Origin of the sequence: Vibrio sp. AH4, from assembly GCF_030710545.1 — a bacterium.
GTDB classification, from domain to species: Bacteria; Pseudomonadota; Gammaproteobacteria; order Enterobacterales; family Vibrionaceae; genus Vibrio; species Vibrio metoecus.
Genome location: NZ_JALAIV010000003.1, coordinates 403,294 through 418,527 on the forward strand (window position 1 = coordinate 403,294; position 15,234 = coordinate 418,527).

General features: G+C 46.6%; 12 protein-coding genes. 11 read left to right on the forward strand and 1 reads right to left on the reverse strand.

Annotation, left to right across the window (positions count from 1 at the left end):
• Window positions 1-68: 68 nt before the first annotated feature.
• From MKA69_RS14870 to vctC, 5 genes are all read left to right on the forward strand, one after another.
• Window positions 69-827, forward strand: a complete 759-nt coding sequence (locus MKA69_RS14870) for a class II glutamine amidotransferase (protein WP_055031158.1) — start codon at window positions 69-71, stop codon at window positions 825-827.
• A 203-nt stretch (window positions 828-1,030) separates the two neighbouring features.
• Entirely contained in the window at window positions 1,031-1,942 is a 912-nt protein-coding gene (gene vctP, locus MKA69_RS14875) for an iron chelate ABC transporter substrate-binding protein VctP (protein WP_095474749.1), read from the forward strand.
• Between the two features lie 51 nt (window positions 1,943-1,993).
• Window positions 1,994-2,932 (forward strand): iron chelate uptake ABC transporter permease subunit VctD, encoded by a 939-nt coding sequence (gene vctD / locus MKA69_RS14880; RefSeq protein ID WP_055029410.1) that lies wholly within the window; start codon window positions 1,994-1,996, stop codon window positions 2,930-2,932.
• Window positions 2,922-3,872, forward strand: a complete 951-nt coding sequence (gene vctG / locus MKA69_RS14885) for an iron chelate uptake ABC transporter permease subunit VctG (RefSeq protein WP_055044656.1) — start codon at window positions 2,922-2,924, stop codon at window positions 3,870-3,872. The genes vctD and vctG overlap by 11 nt, the downstream gene beginning before the upstream one ends.
• 2 nt (window positions 3,873-3,874) lie before the next feature.
• Window positions 3,875-4,642, forward strand: coding sequence for an iron chelate ABC transporter ATP-binding protein VctC (gene vctC / locus MKA69_RS14890; protein WP_000615299.1), 768 nt, complete (start codon window positions 3,875-3,877; stop codon window positions 4,640-4,642).
• Here the strand turns inward: vctC and MKA69_RS14895 are convergent.
• On the reverse strand, window positions 4,632-5,666 hold the full coding sequence (locus MKA69_RS14895) for an AraC family transcriptional regulator (RefSeq protein ID WP_305848387.1): 1,035 nt from the start codon (window positions 5,664-5,666) through the stop codon (window positions 4,632-4,634). The genes vctC and MKA69_RS14895 overlap by 11 nt on opposite strands.
• A gap of 85 nt (window positions 5,667-5,751) precedes the next feature.
• Here MKA69_RS14895 and vctA point away from each other — a divergent pair, with 85 nt between their 5' ends.
• From vctA to MKA69_RS14925, 6 genes are all read left to right on the forward strand, one after another.
• Window positions 5,752-7,731, forward strand: a complete 1,980-nt coding sequence (vctA, locus tag MKA69_RS14900; RefSeq protein ID WP_305848388.1) for a TonB-dependent iron chelate receptor VctA — start codon at window positions 5,752-5,754, stop codon at window positions 7,729-7,731.
• A 56-nt stretch (window positions 7,732-7,787) separates the two neighbouring features.
• Window positions 7,788-8,108, forward strand: a complete 321-nt coding sequence (locus tag MKA69_RS14905; protein WP_055034901.1) for a DUF2218 domain-containing protein — start codon at window positions 7,788-7,790, stop codon at window positions 8,106-8,108.
• A gap of 269 nt (window positions 8,109-8,377) precedes the next feature.
• Complete coding sequence (locus MKA69_RS14910) at window positions 8,378-9,571, forward strand: acetate/propionate family kinase (protein ID WP_055034902.1); 1,194 nt, start codon at window positions 8,378-8,380, stop codon at window positions 9,569-9,571.
• Between the two features lie 435 nt (window positions 9,572-10,006).
• Window positions 10,007-12,646, forward strand: coding sequence for a hypothetical protein (locus MKA69_RS14915; protein WP_305848389.1), 2,640 nt, complete (start codon window positions 10,007-10,009; stop codon window positions 12,644-12,646).
• Window positions 12,647-12,897: 251 nt separating this feature from the next.
• Window positions 12,898-13,800 carry an N-acetylmuramic acid 6-phosphate etherase gene (murQ, locus tag MKA69_RS14920; RefSeq protein WP_305848390.1) on the forward strand — a complete coding sequence of 301 codons (903 nt, stop codon included), beginning with the start codon at window positions 12,898-12,900 and terminating at the stop codon, window positions 13,798-13,800.
• A 1-nt stretch (window position 13,801) separates the two neighbouring features.
• The gene (locus MKA69_RS14925; RefSeq protein ID WP_305848391.1) at window positions 13,802-15,169 is read left to right on the forward strand and encodes a PTS transporter subunit EIIC; all 1,368 of its coding nucleotides are present in this window, start codon (window positions 13,802-13,804) and stop codon (window positions 15,167-15,169) included.
• The last annotated feature ends 65 nt before the right edge of the window (window positions 15,170-15,234 follow it).

Below are 15,234 nucleotides of genomic sequence, written 5' to 3' on the forward strand. Positions count from 1 at the left end.
CCGTATTGCACCCCGTAACTAAACATGCTTTATTGAAATCAGAAATACTTTTTTACAGGACGTGGTTTATGTGTCGCTGGTTGGCTTATCAAGGAAGCCCCATTTATCTAGAACAGTTGGTTTATCAACCTGAGCATTCGTTAGTTCATCAAAGTTTAGAAGCCCGTAAGGCGGTTACACGAGTCAACGCGGATGGCTTTGGATTGGGTTGGTATACTGAGCGCAGTACGCCCGGACGTTTTCATGAAGTATTGCCTGCGTGGGGAGATGAAAATCTACGCTCGTTAGCTCACCACATTCGTTCACACCGTTTTATGGCTCATGTTCGCTCCTCTACTGGCACGCAAGTGTCGCGTTCGAATTGCCATCCTTTCATCTACAACCACTGGATGTTTTTACACAATGGTCAAATTGGTGATTATTGTGCCGTGAAATACGAGCTGGAGCGTTCACTGCCTGAGCATCTTTATATTCGACGGACAGGTACGACAGACAGTGAATTGATTTTTCTGCTGATGCTGAAAAACGGTTTGGAGCGAGATCCGGTGGCGGCGATTCGCCAAACGATTAGTGAGATCGAAGTATTGATGCAAGCTAAAAGTGTGCTGCTACCGTTTAAAGCCTCTATCTGTATTTCTGATGGGCAGCAGTTTTGGCTAGTCCGTTACAGTAGTGATGGTCAGCCTCCTACGGTTTACCGTAAACCTTGGCAAGATGGGATTATTTTAGCCTCAGAACCGTTGGATGGTTGCCCCAACTGGTTGCTTGTTGAGCCACAAACCATCACCCATGTGCTCGGCGCGGAATGTCAACCGTATACGATTTGAGCAGAAATTCATCGTATTAATATCGCAAACCCTTGCTATTGATAGGAATTAGCAAGGGTTTGTTGTTTTTACATCATGACACGATATCTTCCCTCACACAGTTGCATTGCGAAGTCAGTTTTGATTATAGTACGCACTCTCTTAATGAGAATGACTATCAAAATAATTTACTTTGCCATCTCAACTACCGTCGGAAGGAACGTATGAAACCTCTTCTTCATTGGACTACTTTAGGATTGTTGGCTTCATTTGCTGTACAAGCAGAGACCGTTACGATTGAACATCGCTTGGGTAAAACCACGTTAGAACAAAAACCACAGCGAGTGGTTGTGATTGGCGTGGGTGCGCTGGATGCGTTAGATAGCTTTGGTATTGAGCCAGTGGCCGTCTCTAAGTTTGATGGTTCTCCTGACTATTTGGCCAAATACAAGAGTGATCAGTACCCAAGTGCAGGTTCCCTATTTGAGCCTGACTTTGAAACGATTTATACCCAAAAGCCGGATTTGATTGTGATTGGCCCGCGTGCGGCGAAAAGCTACGACGAATTGTCGAAGATTGCACCGACCATTGTGTTTGCGGCAGAAGCTGATCAAGGTTACTGGCAGAGTACCCAACAACAGTGGCGCAACTTAGGTAAAGTGTTTGCGATTGAACCTGCGGTCGAAGCCAAAATTGAGCAAGTTGACGCGCAATTTAAATCCATCATGCAATACAACCAACAACATAAAAGTGATGCGATGTTGGTGATGAGCTCTGGTGGTAACCTGACCACATTTGGCGCGAATTCGCGTTTTTCCTCCGTTTATAAAGATTTTGGCTTTAGCGAGACTGTGCCAGTGAGTAAAGAGAGTGGCCACGGTGATTTGATCTCGTTTGAGTATATCCGTGAACATAACCCCAAAACCTTGTTGGTGGTTGACCGTGATAAAGTCGTGAGCAAAGCCGAGTCGAATATTCGCCAAACCTTTGAAAATGATCTGGTTAAAGCCACCACGGCATACAAAAACGGCCATATTGCTTACCTCGATGTGAATGCTTGGTACATCGCAATTTCTGGGGTAAAAGCCACAGAGCAAATGGTTGCCGATATGAAAACATCGGTAGGTATGCAGTAGTAGATGCGGAGGAGGGGCAACCCTCCTCTGGCTGACAAGCTGAGGTTAGCTTTGAAAAAGTTATTGCTTGTTTTAGGCGTGATGAGTTTTTGTTCACTGTTTGTTGGCGTGGGGCATTTACCGCTCGCCGGTTTGATTCAAGGTGATGCTGGCGCATGGCAGTTGCTGCTGACCAGTCGAGTACCAAGATTATTGGCCATTCTTCTCTCTGGTGCGGGGTTAAGTATTGCGGGTTTGATCATGCAGCAGGTGAGCCAAAACCGATTTGCAGCTCCTTCCACCTCGGGAACGGTGGAGTGTGCCATGCTCGGCTATGTGCTGAGCCTTGTGCTGTTTGGTCATGGTGAAAACTTATGGCTGATTTTTGGTGTCGCTATGTTGGGCACCTTAGTGTTTGTCTTTTTTATCCAACGTATTCAGTTTAAAAACGTCATTTTTGTGCCGTTAATTGGCATCATTTTTGGCAATGTGATTGATTCTCTCGCGACGTTTATCGCTTATAAATACGATGCGATCCAAAACCTGTCCGGTTGGGCAGTGGCAAATTTTGCCAATTTGCTTAAAGGCGATTTTGAGCTGCTCTATCTGGCGATTCCAGTGGCAATCTTCAGCTACCTGTATGCGGCGCGGATTTCAGCGGTGGGGATGGGGAAAGATTTTGCAACCAACCTTGGCCTGAAATATCACCAAGTCATGGTCATCGGCGTGGCATTGGTGTCGATGATGTCGGCGACGGTGGTGATGATTGTGGGTCAGCTGCCTTTTTTAGGGTTAATCGTGCCAAATCTGGTCAGTCAGTATTATGGCGATAATTTGCGCAAGAACATTCCGCGCACTGCAATATTTGGCGCGTTGTTTGTCTTGGTGTGTGATTTGGTCGGGCGGGTGATCATCTTCCCGTATGAAGTGCCCATTTCAATGATCATCAGCATCTTGGGCGGTTCAGTATTTATTGTTCTTATTTTGCGAGGGCAACGTCATGCAGGATAGAACGAAATTACTGCTCTTGATCGTGATTTCGCTGTTGTTTGCCGCGCTATTTATTGGTGTGGGGCTCAATGCGGATAACTACCAATACTTCTTGTCGCGCCGCGTACCTAAAGTGCTCGCCATGGTGTTTGCAGGGATTGCGATTGCGCAGTCTTCACTGGCGTTTCAAACCATTACCCATAACCGTATTCTCACGCCAAGCATCATGGGGTTTGATGCTCTGTATATGTTCACCCAAGTGCTGGTGGTGGTGCTGTTTGGCGGCATGAGCAGCATTGCAATGAATGTGTACTGGAATTTTTCGCTTTCGGTTGCGGCGATGCTGAGTTTCTCAACGCTGCTGTTTACCTTTTATTTTCGCACTGGGCATCGCAATTTGATTGTGCTGCTGTTGCTTGGCGTGATACTAGGGCAGCTTTTTTCAAATATCGCGTCTTTCTTTGTGATGTTAATGGATCCGAACGATTTCGCGTCGGTACAAGCCAACATGTTTGCCAGCTTTAATAACGTCAACACCAAGTTGGTGTATGTGGTGTCGCCTTTATTGCTGTTAGCTTGCGTGCTTCTGTTTCGCCAGCATCGTGTGCTCGATGTCTTTTGGTTAGATCAAGATAATGCGGTCAGTTTAGGTGTGGATGTGCACAAAGTGACGCGCAATGTTTTGCTCAGTAGCGCACTGCTGATTTCGATTTCCACGGCGCTAGTGGGCCCGATCCTGTTCTTCGGTTTACTGGTAACCAACCTGACTCGCGAGTGGTTTCACTCTTATCGACATTCTACGTTGTTGATTGCAGCGTCGGCGATGTCGGTGTGTGCTTTGCTTTCTGGGCAATGGGTGATCGAAAAAGTGTTCCATTTCGGCACTACCTTAAGTGTGGTGATCAATTTCATCGGCGGGATCTATTTCCTCTCGCTATTACTTCGCAATAAAGTGGTTTAGCTATGATTCAACTGGACAATCTCACCAAACATTTTGGCACTAAGCGCGTGGTGCATGACGCCAGCGCCCAGTTTGATAAAGGGCAGGTGACGGCGATTATTGGCCCTAATGGCGCGGGTAAAAGTACGCTGCTCTCCATGGCGAGCCGTTTGGTTAACCGTGATGCGGGTAAAGTTTGGATTGAGCAGCGTGAGCTAGTGGATTGGAATACCAAAGCATTGGCACAAAAGCTGGCGGTGCTGCGTCAGTCCAACGTGCTGAACATGCGCTTTACGGTGCGTGAACTGACGGCTTTTGGCCGCTTTCCTTACAGCCAAGGAAAATTGACCGCGCAAGATGAGCAGATCATCAATCAGGCGATTGAGTATCTCGATCTCGAAACCATCCAGTATCAGTATTTGGATGAGCTGAGTGGTGGTCAGCGCCAATTGGCATTTATCGCTATGGTCATGGCGCAAGACACCGACTACGTATTTCTTGATGAGCCACTAAACAATCTGGACATTAAACACTCGTTGCAAATTATGTCTACACTGCGTCGTTTAGCTCATGAACTGAATAAGGCGGTAGTCGTGGTGATCCACGACATCAATTTTGCTTCCTGTTACGCCGATAAAATCGTCGCGTTGAAAAAAGGGGAAGTGGTGGCAACAGGTTCTGTTTCAGATGTGATTCAATCGGATGTTTTGAGCCAAATCTACGAAACCCCGTTTAATGTGATTGAGATGCAAGGGCAGCGTTTGTGCCTTTATACGCTGCCTACCGATTAATTGGATTTTGTACTGGTTGTTTTTGCTCTAGAAAAGCCTGCGGAGAAATACCAAAGGCTTTTTTAAAGGCGGCAGTAAAGTTGGACGGATGCAAGTAGCCCGCTTCATACGCGGCCTCTGTGATGGTGACCAAACCTCGCTCTAATTGCTGACGCGCCAGTTGTAAACGTCGGTGCCGGATGTAGTGCGCAATCGTCATATTGAAACGAGATTTAAACTTACGCTGTAAGTTTGAAACGCTCATCGCATGCTGTTCGGCAAGTTTTTCTAAACAAATCTCGCTATACAAATGTTGGTCAATGTAATGCAGCAGTGGGTTAATCACGCTTTCGGTGTGTTCATGGTGCGCGGGAAGGGAAGTGCCGCCTTGCTCTGGGCATTGCAAGATCGCCTCGTGAACTAAACGCCAGACCAACGCTTCACGAGTAATGTGTGCACTCGCCGTTTTTGCCCCATGCGTGTTGAGTAACTCTGCTACGGCTTGCCAACTTTCGTTGTGCAGAGAGAGGCGGAGAAAGGCTTTATCCTGCTGCATAAAATGGTGCAACGGGCACTCTTGCTGGGCAAAAGGTTGTAATTTATCGGGCGTCAAAATGATGTTGAGTTTGCGTACCGACATTCCTTGATGTATCCGTCGATGAAAAATGCAAGGTTGCTGTAAGTTCACCATCATGGCTTGTGGCTGTTCATTAGCGCACAATTCGAATTTGTGGTTGTCATAGGCGAAACGTAAGGTGCCCTCCAACAAAAGAATGATGATGAGGGCGGGAGCGCTAGTGGTCATCACATCGCAATCGGCCAATTCAAGGCTAGACCCACCATGCAAGGTAAAGCCTGTCGGGCTGGTGTATTCAATAAAATGACCTTGTGCCATCACAGGTGGATTCACACTTTGCGCCACAATCTGCTCACTGTTTTCAGCGATAACATGGCGTGCCAAGGTGACCGTGTGTCGAGCCCCATGCTTCATCATGACCTTATTGTGTTTTTGCTCATTTCCCATAACGGATGTGCGATTTTGCATAATCAATTCAACTTCTCTATTGGTTGGGCTCAATTTAACATATATGCGAATTGTTATCATTTGTATTTTGAGGAATTGAGCCAGTATGGATATTTGTAAGAAGTCTGCGTTATGGCTTGCGATGGCCGCCGCGATGTCGGCCAACGCGGTTGCTGAGCAGAAAGCGACACCGGAGCAGGAAAATGTGGTGGTATGGGGTACGAAAGTGTCGAGCAGCTCGGAATCTCTCACCACGGACGACCTATCACTCAAACAAGCCGATCACATGTCGGATTTGTTGCGTGATATTCCTGGGGTTGATGTAGGCGGAACGCACTCGGTTAACCAACGAATTAACATTCGCGGATTGGGTGAAACCAACCTAGATATTCGTTTGGATGGCGCTTCACAGCACGCCAATATGTTCCATCACATTGGTAACTTAACGTTGAACCCAGACATTTTGAAATCGGCGGATGTTCAGGTGGGTAACAACTCGGTGACGCAAAGTGGCCTTGGTGGCGCGGTGTATTTTGAAACTAAAAACGCTAAGAACCTGTTGGTAGGAGGCGAGCAGTTTGGTGCACGCATTTTTGGCGGCTATGCCTCAAACGATAACCAACAAGGCTCACTGACCGTTTATGGTCAACTAAACGAAACCGTGGATGCTATGGTGTACGGTCAAGGCATCTCGCGTGACAACTTTGAAGATGGATCAGGCAAAGAAACCTTCGGTGCTGCCGGTGATACCTACAACGTACTTGCCAAAGTGGGCTTTGAGCCTGTCGATGGTCACCGATTCCAACTCTCGTATGACGTGTATCGTGATAAAGGCGACTATAGCCCTCGCCCTGATATGGCAGGAAGCGCCAACGAAGGTTTGACCAAAAATCTTTTAATTCCAACTCGTTACGATCGCGATACCATCACCGGCTCTTATGAACTCAAACAAGATAAGCACCGCGGAAAAGTCACCTTATACAGCAGCCAAACTGACATTGAGCGAGATGAAACCGTGATGGCTGGCGCTTGGCCGGGCAACCGTGTCTCTCACAACACGGCGACCAACCGTAACGTGGGCGTGAATGTACTATTTCAATCCGACTACGAGCTGGCAGCACGCCGTAACCAAGTGACGTATGGTGTAGATTACTTAGATCAAACCAGCAAAGCGACCTACGGTAGCACGCCCTTTATGAAAGAGTCTGCGGTTTCTACCGCGCTGTTTGCTGAGAACAAACTGTATGTGAATGACGTTTGGTCAGTGACTGCTGGTCTACGTTTTGATGATTTTCAGCGTAAAGCGATGACGGGCAGTAAAGATTTTGATGATATTACGTGGTCGCTCGGTACCGAATGGGATGTGACCAGCGATTGGACGCTGTTTGCCAACGCCCGCTCGCTGTTTAAAGGCCCAGAGCTGTTGGAAACCTTTATTCGTTACCAAGATCAAGCTCGCCTAGCAGATGACATCAAAGCTGAAACGGGTTTAAACACGCAAGGTGGGGTGCGCTTTGATAAAACGTTGGGAGAGCATTTTGTTGGCGCCAACTTCACGTTGTTTAAAACCAAGATTAATGACCATATCCGCACCGACAACAGCTACCTGATCAGCAATGTGGGGGATATGGAAATCAAAGGTTTCGAGTTGAGCACGACATACGCGTATCAAGCCGCGAGTGCCAAGTTCTCTTACGCTCGCTCAGATGCGAATGACGTCACTAACGGTGGGCCAATGCTCAATTCTGTTGGTACCAGTGCCGATATGGGTGACAGCATCGCGCTGACTCTGGGCTACCAAGCCGATTCGATCGATACCCTGTTTGGTTGGACATCGATCGTGGTTCTTGATGAATACAACGTGGTTGCAGGTTCAGATAAGAAAGAAGGCTATGACGTACACAACCTCTATGCGCAGTGGACGCCTTATTCAGTTCCGAACCTAGTGCTGACGTTTGGTGTGGATAACGTGTTTGATGAGCTGTACACCTCTCATGCTTCACGCCTTGGTGTTGCCCGCGGTTTCACCTTGGATGACAAAGAGCCGGGGCGCAGCTACAAGCTATCGGCCGCTTACCAATTCTAACCATTGTTTCTACCTTTAAGCCCGCACAGTGCGGGCTTTTGTACTGGAGATTTTCTATGTCGAGTCAACATAATGCTTTGTATCAATCCCAAGCCACCTTACACTCGGAGCATGTTGCCAAATACTTGGTGACATTGTGCCGCCATTTTGCCCGTAAAGTTCCCGCGACTTGGGATGAAACACAAGGCCAAATCGAGTTTCCTGCGGGGGTGACCTCCTTAGCTGTGTGTGAGAAAAACCAAACGCTGACTTTTGTTTGTCAGGGTGAAAGTGAACAAAAAGTGGCTGCCCAACAAGCGGTGATCAACTCTCATATCGATATGTTCTCACGCCGAGAGTCAATCACGCTCGATTGGCAAGCGATATCGATTGCATAGCCGTTAAATATCCCAGCCGAACACGGCATTCATCCCTTTCTGCATCAGCGCTCGTGGTGATGAACGAGCGCTTTTTTATTTGCTTAAAAATTGAAATATTTCTCGGCTAAAAAGAAATCGGTTCTTGTTTAAGATCAACAAAAAAACGTTTCTATCGCACAAAAAACTAAAACAAAGTTGAAAGATTCAAAAATTATTGAATAATGCAATCTCTATAATGACGAAGCAACAATGCTTCCCTTTAACGTCTGAAACAGGATACAGCCCCCATGTCGAACTCGTATGTGTTGGTCATAAACTCTGGTAGCTCATCATTGAAATTTGCAGTGATTGATTCCCAAACGGGGGACGCGCTGATCTCAGGTCTTGGTGAGTGCTTCGGCATGCCTGAAGCCGTGATCAGTTGGAAATATCAGGGTGAGAAAACGGAAGAGGCGATTACCGCCGCCGATAATCATCACCAGCATGCGATCAACCGCATTGTGGGCTTAATGGAAAGCTTGGGCTTTGCTCAAGACTTAGTAGCGGTAGGACACCGTATTGTACACGGCGGTGAGAAATTCACCTCGACCGTTCGTATTGATGAAGAAGTACTGGCTGAAATCGAAAGCTTGTCCGATCTTGCTCCGCTCCACAACCCAGCCGGTGCGAAAGGTATCCAAGCGGCGATGGCAGCTTTCCCAAGCCTGCCACAGTTCGCTGTATTTGATACCGCCTTCCATCAGACGATGCCGAAAAAGGCATTCACTGGTGCTATCTCTCATGAACTGTACAAACAATACGGTATCCGCCGCTACGGTTTCCACGGCACTAGCCACTATTATGTCAGCCGCGAAGCCGCCAAAATGCTGAACAAGCCGATTGAGCAAGCGAGTTTTATCTCGGTTCACTTGGGTAACGGTGCTTCCGTTTGTGCGATCAGCAACGGTCAATCAGTCGATACCTCAATGGGCTTCACCCCACTGGCGGGTCTGATGATGGGTACGCGTTCTGGCGACTTGGATCCCGGCATCATCGAATTTTTGATGAAGAAAGGTTGGAGCCAAGAGAAAGTGTTTGACACTCTGAACAAGAAATCTGGTTTCTTGGGTGTGTCCGGCCTTACTTCTGACGCGCGCGGCATTTTGGAAGCGATGGAAAATGGTCACGAAGGTGCAAAACTGGCGTTTGAAGTGTTCACCTACCGTGTTGCGAAATACATCGGTTCTTACCTGATCCCGCTAGAGCATCTGGATGCGATCATCTTCACCGGTGGTATTGGTGAAAACTCGCTGCCGATTCGCCGCGAAATTCTCGGCAACCTAAAACTGCTTGGTTTCGTGGAAGATGAAAAAGGCAACGAAGCCGCGCGTTTTGGTAACGCGGGCATCATTGCAAAATCTGAACTGCTTAACGCCGTAGCTATGGTGATTCCAACCAACGAAGAATTCGTGATTGCCCAGCAGTCGGTTGAGTTATTGTAATAGTTACGACGAAATATCGATAAAAGGCGAGCCAATGGCTCGCCTTTGTTTTTTCCTGCTTTTAAAAATCTAAATGCTTTGTATTTGGTCAATTATAAATCGATTTGATAAGAAGCTGACCAAACTTCCGGTTGGATAAATCATAAATTCTCTTTCTAGAAGAGATGAATAAAGCATTTTCAGTCATTAAAAATGTAAGTAATAGTCATATTAAATCAGTAGGTTACTTTATTGAGCATTTAGAAGTGACTCGCAAAAATTTAATAAAAAACATTATTTCTATAATTTCTGATTATGAATCATGATCACACAGAGGTTAGATAAAAATTCGTTCTGTTATTTTGCGATTCGATTACTCAGGGTAATAAGTAATGATGGCTAAATAGACTAGCTGTCACGGATAACTGCGAAATTTTTATATTAATGGAGATTATTATGAGCCCTCAACGTTCAGTATTGGCTATGGCGATCGCTCTAACATTGGCTGCGTGTGGAAGTGATAGCCCTCAGTCAAATATTAGCCAACCAAGTGCTGATAAGCCAAGTCCAGATATGTCGCTGACAGCGCGTGCTGCAGACGGCTATCTCATTGGCGCAAATGCGTGTTTAGACCTTAATGTCAATAAAATGTGTGATCGTGATGAGCCTTCGGCAACCACTGGTGAAAATGGGCAGTTCACGCTACAAGGTTTGACTCCAGATCAGATTGCTAAAGGCAGCCTGTTGATTGAGGTTGTCGCAGGTCAAACCAAAGATGCTGATTATGGTGACAAGCCACTGACAAAAAGCTACCGCTTAAGTGCACCCCCGAGCTCTTCATTTATCAGCCCATTGACTACGTTAGTGCATAACGAAATTGAAAATGGTCGCACGCTTGAAGAAGCTAAAGCAGCAGTACAAGCTAAGCTAGGTACGAAGCTCGATTTGGCCGCGGATTATGTCGCAGGTAAATCATCAAAAGAGCTTAGCGCTGCCGATCAAAAAGAATTCGCAAGACTTCATCGCATCGCACAAGTCACCGCTACCATCATGGCCGAAAATACCGATAAGTTAGAGCAAGCAGCTGCTAATGCAGGTATCAGTGTTGACAAGCTAACGTCGCTGATTGCAACTGAAGTCAGTAAGGTGCTTTCAAATGTCGTGACTACGGTTGAAACTGCAGGGGAGAATTTTGACCCTATTAAAGCAGGCCAAGATATTGATAAACAGCATGTGGACATCAGTGTTGAGAACCTAAAAGATAAAGTGAATATCAACGAAGCTGCGAAGAGTGCCACTGAGGCTAACTTAGCTGAATTGATTAAAAATGAAACATTGACATGGTTTGCCGGTGAAGAAGAAAACGGTCTCAAAGAATTGAGCTACGGCTTTGTGGCACTGGGTAAGAATGATGAGGTGATCGATCAAGAATATGAGCTTGATCATGCCTCAGATTCGTTTGTTCCAGTTATCAACATGGCTAATCCTGAACAATTAATTCTAGATAAAGAGGGTTGGGAAGCTGAGACTGATGCCATTGTAAAAATCACCCTCAACAATGATGGTTCTATTATTTTAGAAACGGGTAATTCGTCAAAGAATGAAAAAGTTTCAGCGAAAAAAATGGATCTCAGTGGTCTGAATGTGAGCTCAGTGCTTAAGAAGAGTGCTGACGATGAAGTGTGGGCAAGTGTTATCCCACAAGACTTGATGTTCCCTTCCAACACTTATGGCTACTTGGTTTCGTCCGAAAAACTAGAAGGTGGCTTTTATACCTTTAATAAAGGAAGTAGGTGTAAGGAGGACAGCCCTGAGCGCTATGCAGCCTTAAATCAAATGTGTAATGGCATCAGTGCTATTAAAAATGAGAAAGATACATGGATTGCCACATTGGTTGATACGGTAGCCGCTAATGCCCAAAGCCGTGAAGGTACCACTAATTCAGTTGACTTAATTCCAATCGCAGGTTTGGCTGATGGTCATGTTTTTGCTCAATTATTATCCAATGGCAAAGTGGTGTATTACTCAAGAGGTTGGGACTGGAATGAGAACTTTGTTAAGTATGCCGATCAAGGTGAGTGGCAAGAGATTACTCACCATGGAAAAGCGCTACGCAAAGTGACACTGCCTGCTTCTATTGCTGGCAAGACAACTTGGAGCAATTTCAACACAGCGGATAATACACTGTACCTTACGGAATTCGATGGTTTCGTGCGAATTGCCCATTTTGTAGATCAAAAGGATGAATCAGATTCAAACTATCTGTTTGATTCTACTGCTGCGCAGTTGATTGTTGATAATTATTCACAGTCAACACCACCAAAACCCATATCACCGGCAACATTAGAAGCATGTTTAGCTTCGCTACCTGATGCTGGCTATACAAAGCAAGTGGGAGACAAAGTGGTATATGCTGTTGATCGCACGGTTAGTGACAAACCTTCAAAATTGATCTTTGAATATTCTTATTCTGGCAACCATTATTCTTGGCTCACGGAGGTGAATTTAGTCTCAGGAATGCCAATTTGGATCACTGCGTGGGATGGTTTACTGGAAAAAACCATCATCGATGTTAAGGACCTGAATGGGAATTTATTAGGCTATGAAGAGGCTTATTCTGCACAGGGCTACGATCTGGGCCAAGAAGGTTTTAACCCCGATGGTTCCTTTGGTTGGGGCATTGCCAAGGTAGCTTTAGAAAAATCAGTTTCCGCTAGTGAAAAACGTTTGGGCATCCCAGTCACTTCAGGTCCTGCAATCAATGCGCCTTTGGCGAGCTTTAACGCTGGCGATTCAACGGTGCAAGGCTTACGCACTGTAACCCAACAAACAGATTTGACGGAGATTACTAAGGCATGGCCTAACTCGGATTTTAGTTACTCGGATACTTATATGGGTAAAGAAACTGTTGTAGTTGCAGCAGGCACGTTTGAAGCTTGTAAAGTGACGCGTGAAACTAAGCTGACTAAGCCTGCTATTACAGAGACGAGTGAAAGCTGGTTGACCAACCGCGGCTTCGTAAAACGTATTCGTGATGAACAATCTTGGGATGCTTATCTCGTCATGGAAGCGAAGTCATTACCTGCTAGTCACTAGTTGATTTCTCGTCTTATGACGAGGAGAACTAAAAACTTATAAGTCATGTCTGCTAATCCGAGTGCCTCGTGCACTCGGATTTTTTTATGGTCAATTTTCGGACATTCATTGTTAATTGCGATGGATGGTTGATATCAATTCGTATCGTTAATGAAATTCCTTGTGACGAATCTCGACTTTTACTAATTGCATGGTTGTTGGTTTTCGACATTAAGTTATTATCTCAATGTCGAAAACCAACGGAGAGCGTTATGAGTGAGTTGTTATCCACTGTGAGTCAAGAGCTAAACCCGGAGACCGCGAATTTGTCGGATCTGCCAGTGCTCAAAATTCTTGAATTACTGAATGAACATGATGCCAGTGTTGCGCTCTCGATCCGCCGTGTATTACCGCAAGTTTCGGAAGCGGTAAGCCTTATTGCTGAACAGATGCGCCAAGGTGGTCGCTTGTTCTATGTCGGTGCGGGAACCAGCGGACGTCTTGGTGTGCTGGATTCTGCTGAGTGCCCCCCGACTTTTGGCACTGAACCGGAATTGGTTCAGGCGATTATTGCGGGCGGTCATGCGGCGATGCTGAGTGCTGTAGAAAATATCGAAGATTGTCGAGAGTCTGCACCTGCTGAGTTAAGAGCCCGGCAGCTCTGTGCGAAAGATGTGGTACTTGGTATTGCAGCAAGTGGACGCACACCTTTTGTGCTATCTGGGCTTGAATACGCAAGACAAGTAGGCGCTAAAACCATTGCATTGAGTACTCGCGGATGGGGTTTGATCTCCGAACTGGCGGATGTTGCGATTGCACCCGATGTTGGTGCAGAAGTGCTGTCAGGTTCTACGCGTATGAAGAGTGGTTCTGCGCAAAAGATGTTACTTGGCATGCTCAGCACGGCGGTGATGATTCAGCTAGGTAAAGTTCATGGCAACTTAATGATTGATGTCAAAGCTAGCAACGAGAAATTACGTGTGCGAGCTCAGCGCATCGTCAGTGAAATCTGTGATGTGAAGAGGGATGAGGCGCAAGCCTTACTCAATCAGGTCAATTACAATGTGCGCGCTGCGGTGCTGCTGCATTGGTTGGATATTGAGCCATCTAAAGCTCTTCTTATCGCCTCTAAACCTTTCCAATCCCTCAAACAGCAGCTACTGCAAGGAATCTGATATGGCTAACAAGATAGAACATTTGGAAATCATTGCCGACGAGATTGAACGCCATATTGGTGGCTTTGAGAATGTCGCGACCTTAACCAACTGCATGACAAGGGTTCGCCTTGTGCTTAAAGATCGCAGCCAGTTCAATATGCAAGCGCTGCGTGAAGTCGAGGGCATTAAAGGCGTGGTAGATGCTGGCGAGCAGTATCAAATCATTGTGGGAATGGGTACGGCAGCGAAGGTAACGGGTGTGCTGCAAAAGAGAATGTCAGGTAGTGGTGTAAAGGCTCAAACCAGTGCTCCTGTAGCCGCTCAGCCATTCTCGGTTCGCCGTGTGCTGAACACCTTAGCCGCAATTTTCGTCCCAACCATTCCTGCTTTGATTGGTTGTGGCTTGGTTTTAGGTCTCGTCAACATTTTTAAACTGGTATCGCCAGAATTTGTGGCGACTTACCCAGAAATTTTTGACCTGTTCACCGTGGTGGGTAAAGCGGTATTCGCCGTGTTATCGGTGATGATCGGGATGAACACCGCGAAAGAGCTGCACGCTTCACCCGCGATTGGCGCAGTGATGGCAGCCATTTTAGCGGCGCCGGGGCTGGCCAATATTCAACTGTTTGGAAATACTTTAGTACCGGGCGGTGGCGGCATGTTTGCCGTATTGCTGGTGTGTGTCTTTTCATCCAAATTTGAACTCTGGTTTCGCAGTCACTGTAAGGAAAGCCTTGATCTGATTCTCACACCAACCCTGACAATTCTGGTTTCCTCTGCGGTTGCGTTGCTGGTGTTACAGCCGATTGCACACGCCGTGAACCTTTGGTTAGGCAATCTGGTTTCTGTTGCATTGCTTAATGAGTCAGCGGGTTCTGTTGCTGTTGGTGGTGTGCTTGGGGGCGGCTTCTTATTCCTACTGTTAACTGGCTTGCACCAAGGGCTGATCCCAATCCATGCGCAAATTCTAGAAACGTTTGGCCTCAATTATCTGTTCCCTATTTTGGCGATGGGCGGTATGGGCCAAGTGGGTGCGGCGGCCTATGTTTTCTTAAAAACCAAAAATGAGCGTTTAAAGAAAACCATTACGGGTGCCTTACCGGTAGGGATTCTGGGTGTGGGCGAGCCACTGCTGTTTGGTGTTTCGCTGCCGCTTGGAAAAACCTTTATCGCAGGTTGCATCGGCGGTTTTGCAGGGGGCGCTATGATGGCGGCTTTTAAAGTGGGCATCATCATTCCATTTGGTACGGCTGGCCTGTCATTAATCCCACTCGTGGGTGAAGGGCAAATTCCTTCTTTCTTGTTTGCTGTGTTGGCTGCATGGGTGGTGGGTTTTATTGCCTCTATGTTGCTTGGCTTCACTGAGCCAGTCGAAAAAAACCAGTAGAATCGGTAGTATCTGGCCGTCACCGCGTTAATGGGGGGCGGCTTTTTGAGTTAACAAGGATCTTC

What these genes read in the sequence shown, in the direction of transcription:
- MKA69_RS14870 (WP_055031158.1), top strand. Translation starts at nt 69, where the DNA reads ATGTGTCGCTGGTTGGCTTATCAAGGAAGCCCCATTTATCTAGAACAG.
- vctP (WP_095474749.1), top strand. Translation starts at nt 1,031, where the DNA reads ATGAAACCTCTTCTTCATTGGACTACTTTAGGATTGTTGGCTTCATTT.
- vctG (WP_055044656.1), top strand. Translation starts at nt 2,922, where the DNA reads ATGCAGGATAGAACGAAATTACTGCTCTTGATCGTGATTTCGCTGTTG.
- vctC (WP_000615299.1), top strand. Translation starts at nt 3,875, where the DNA reads ATGATTCAACTGGACAATCTCACCAAACATTTTGGCACTAAGCGCGTG.
- MKA69_RS14895 (WP_305848387.1), bottom strand. Translation starts at nt 5,666, where the DNA reads ATGCAAAATCGCACATCCGTTATGGGAAATGAGCAAAAACACAATAAG.
- vctA (WP_305848388.1), top strand. Translation starts at nt 5,752, where the DNA reads ATGGATATTTGTAAGAAGTCTGCGTTATGGCTTGCGATGGCCGCCGCG.
- MKA69_RS14905 (WP_055034901.1), top strand. Translation starts at nt 7,788, where the DNA reads ATGTCGAGTCAACATAATGCTTTGTATCAATCCCAAGCCACCTTACAC.
- MKA69_RS14910 (WP_055034902.1), top strand. Translation starts at nt 8,378, where the DNA reads ATGTCGAACTCGTATGTGTTGGTCATAAACTCTGGTAGCTCATCATTG.
- MKA69_RS14915 (WP_305848389.1), top strand. Translation starts at nt 10,007, where the DNA reads ATGAGCCCTCAACGTTCAGTATTGGCTATGGCGATCGCTCTAACATTG.
- murQ (WP_305848390.1), top strand. Translation starts at nt 12,898, where the DNA reads ATGAGTGAGTTGTTATCCACTGTGAGTCAAGAGCTAAACCCGGAGACC.
- MKA69_RS14925 (WP_305848391.1), top strand. Translation starts at nt 13,802, where the DNA reads ATGGCTAACAAGATAGAACATTTGGAAATCATTGCCGACGAGATTGAA.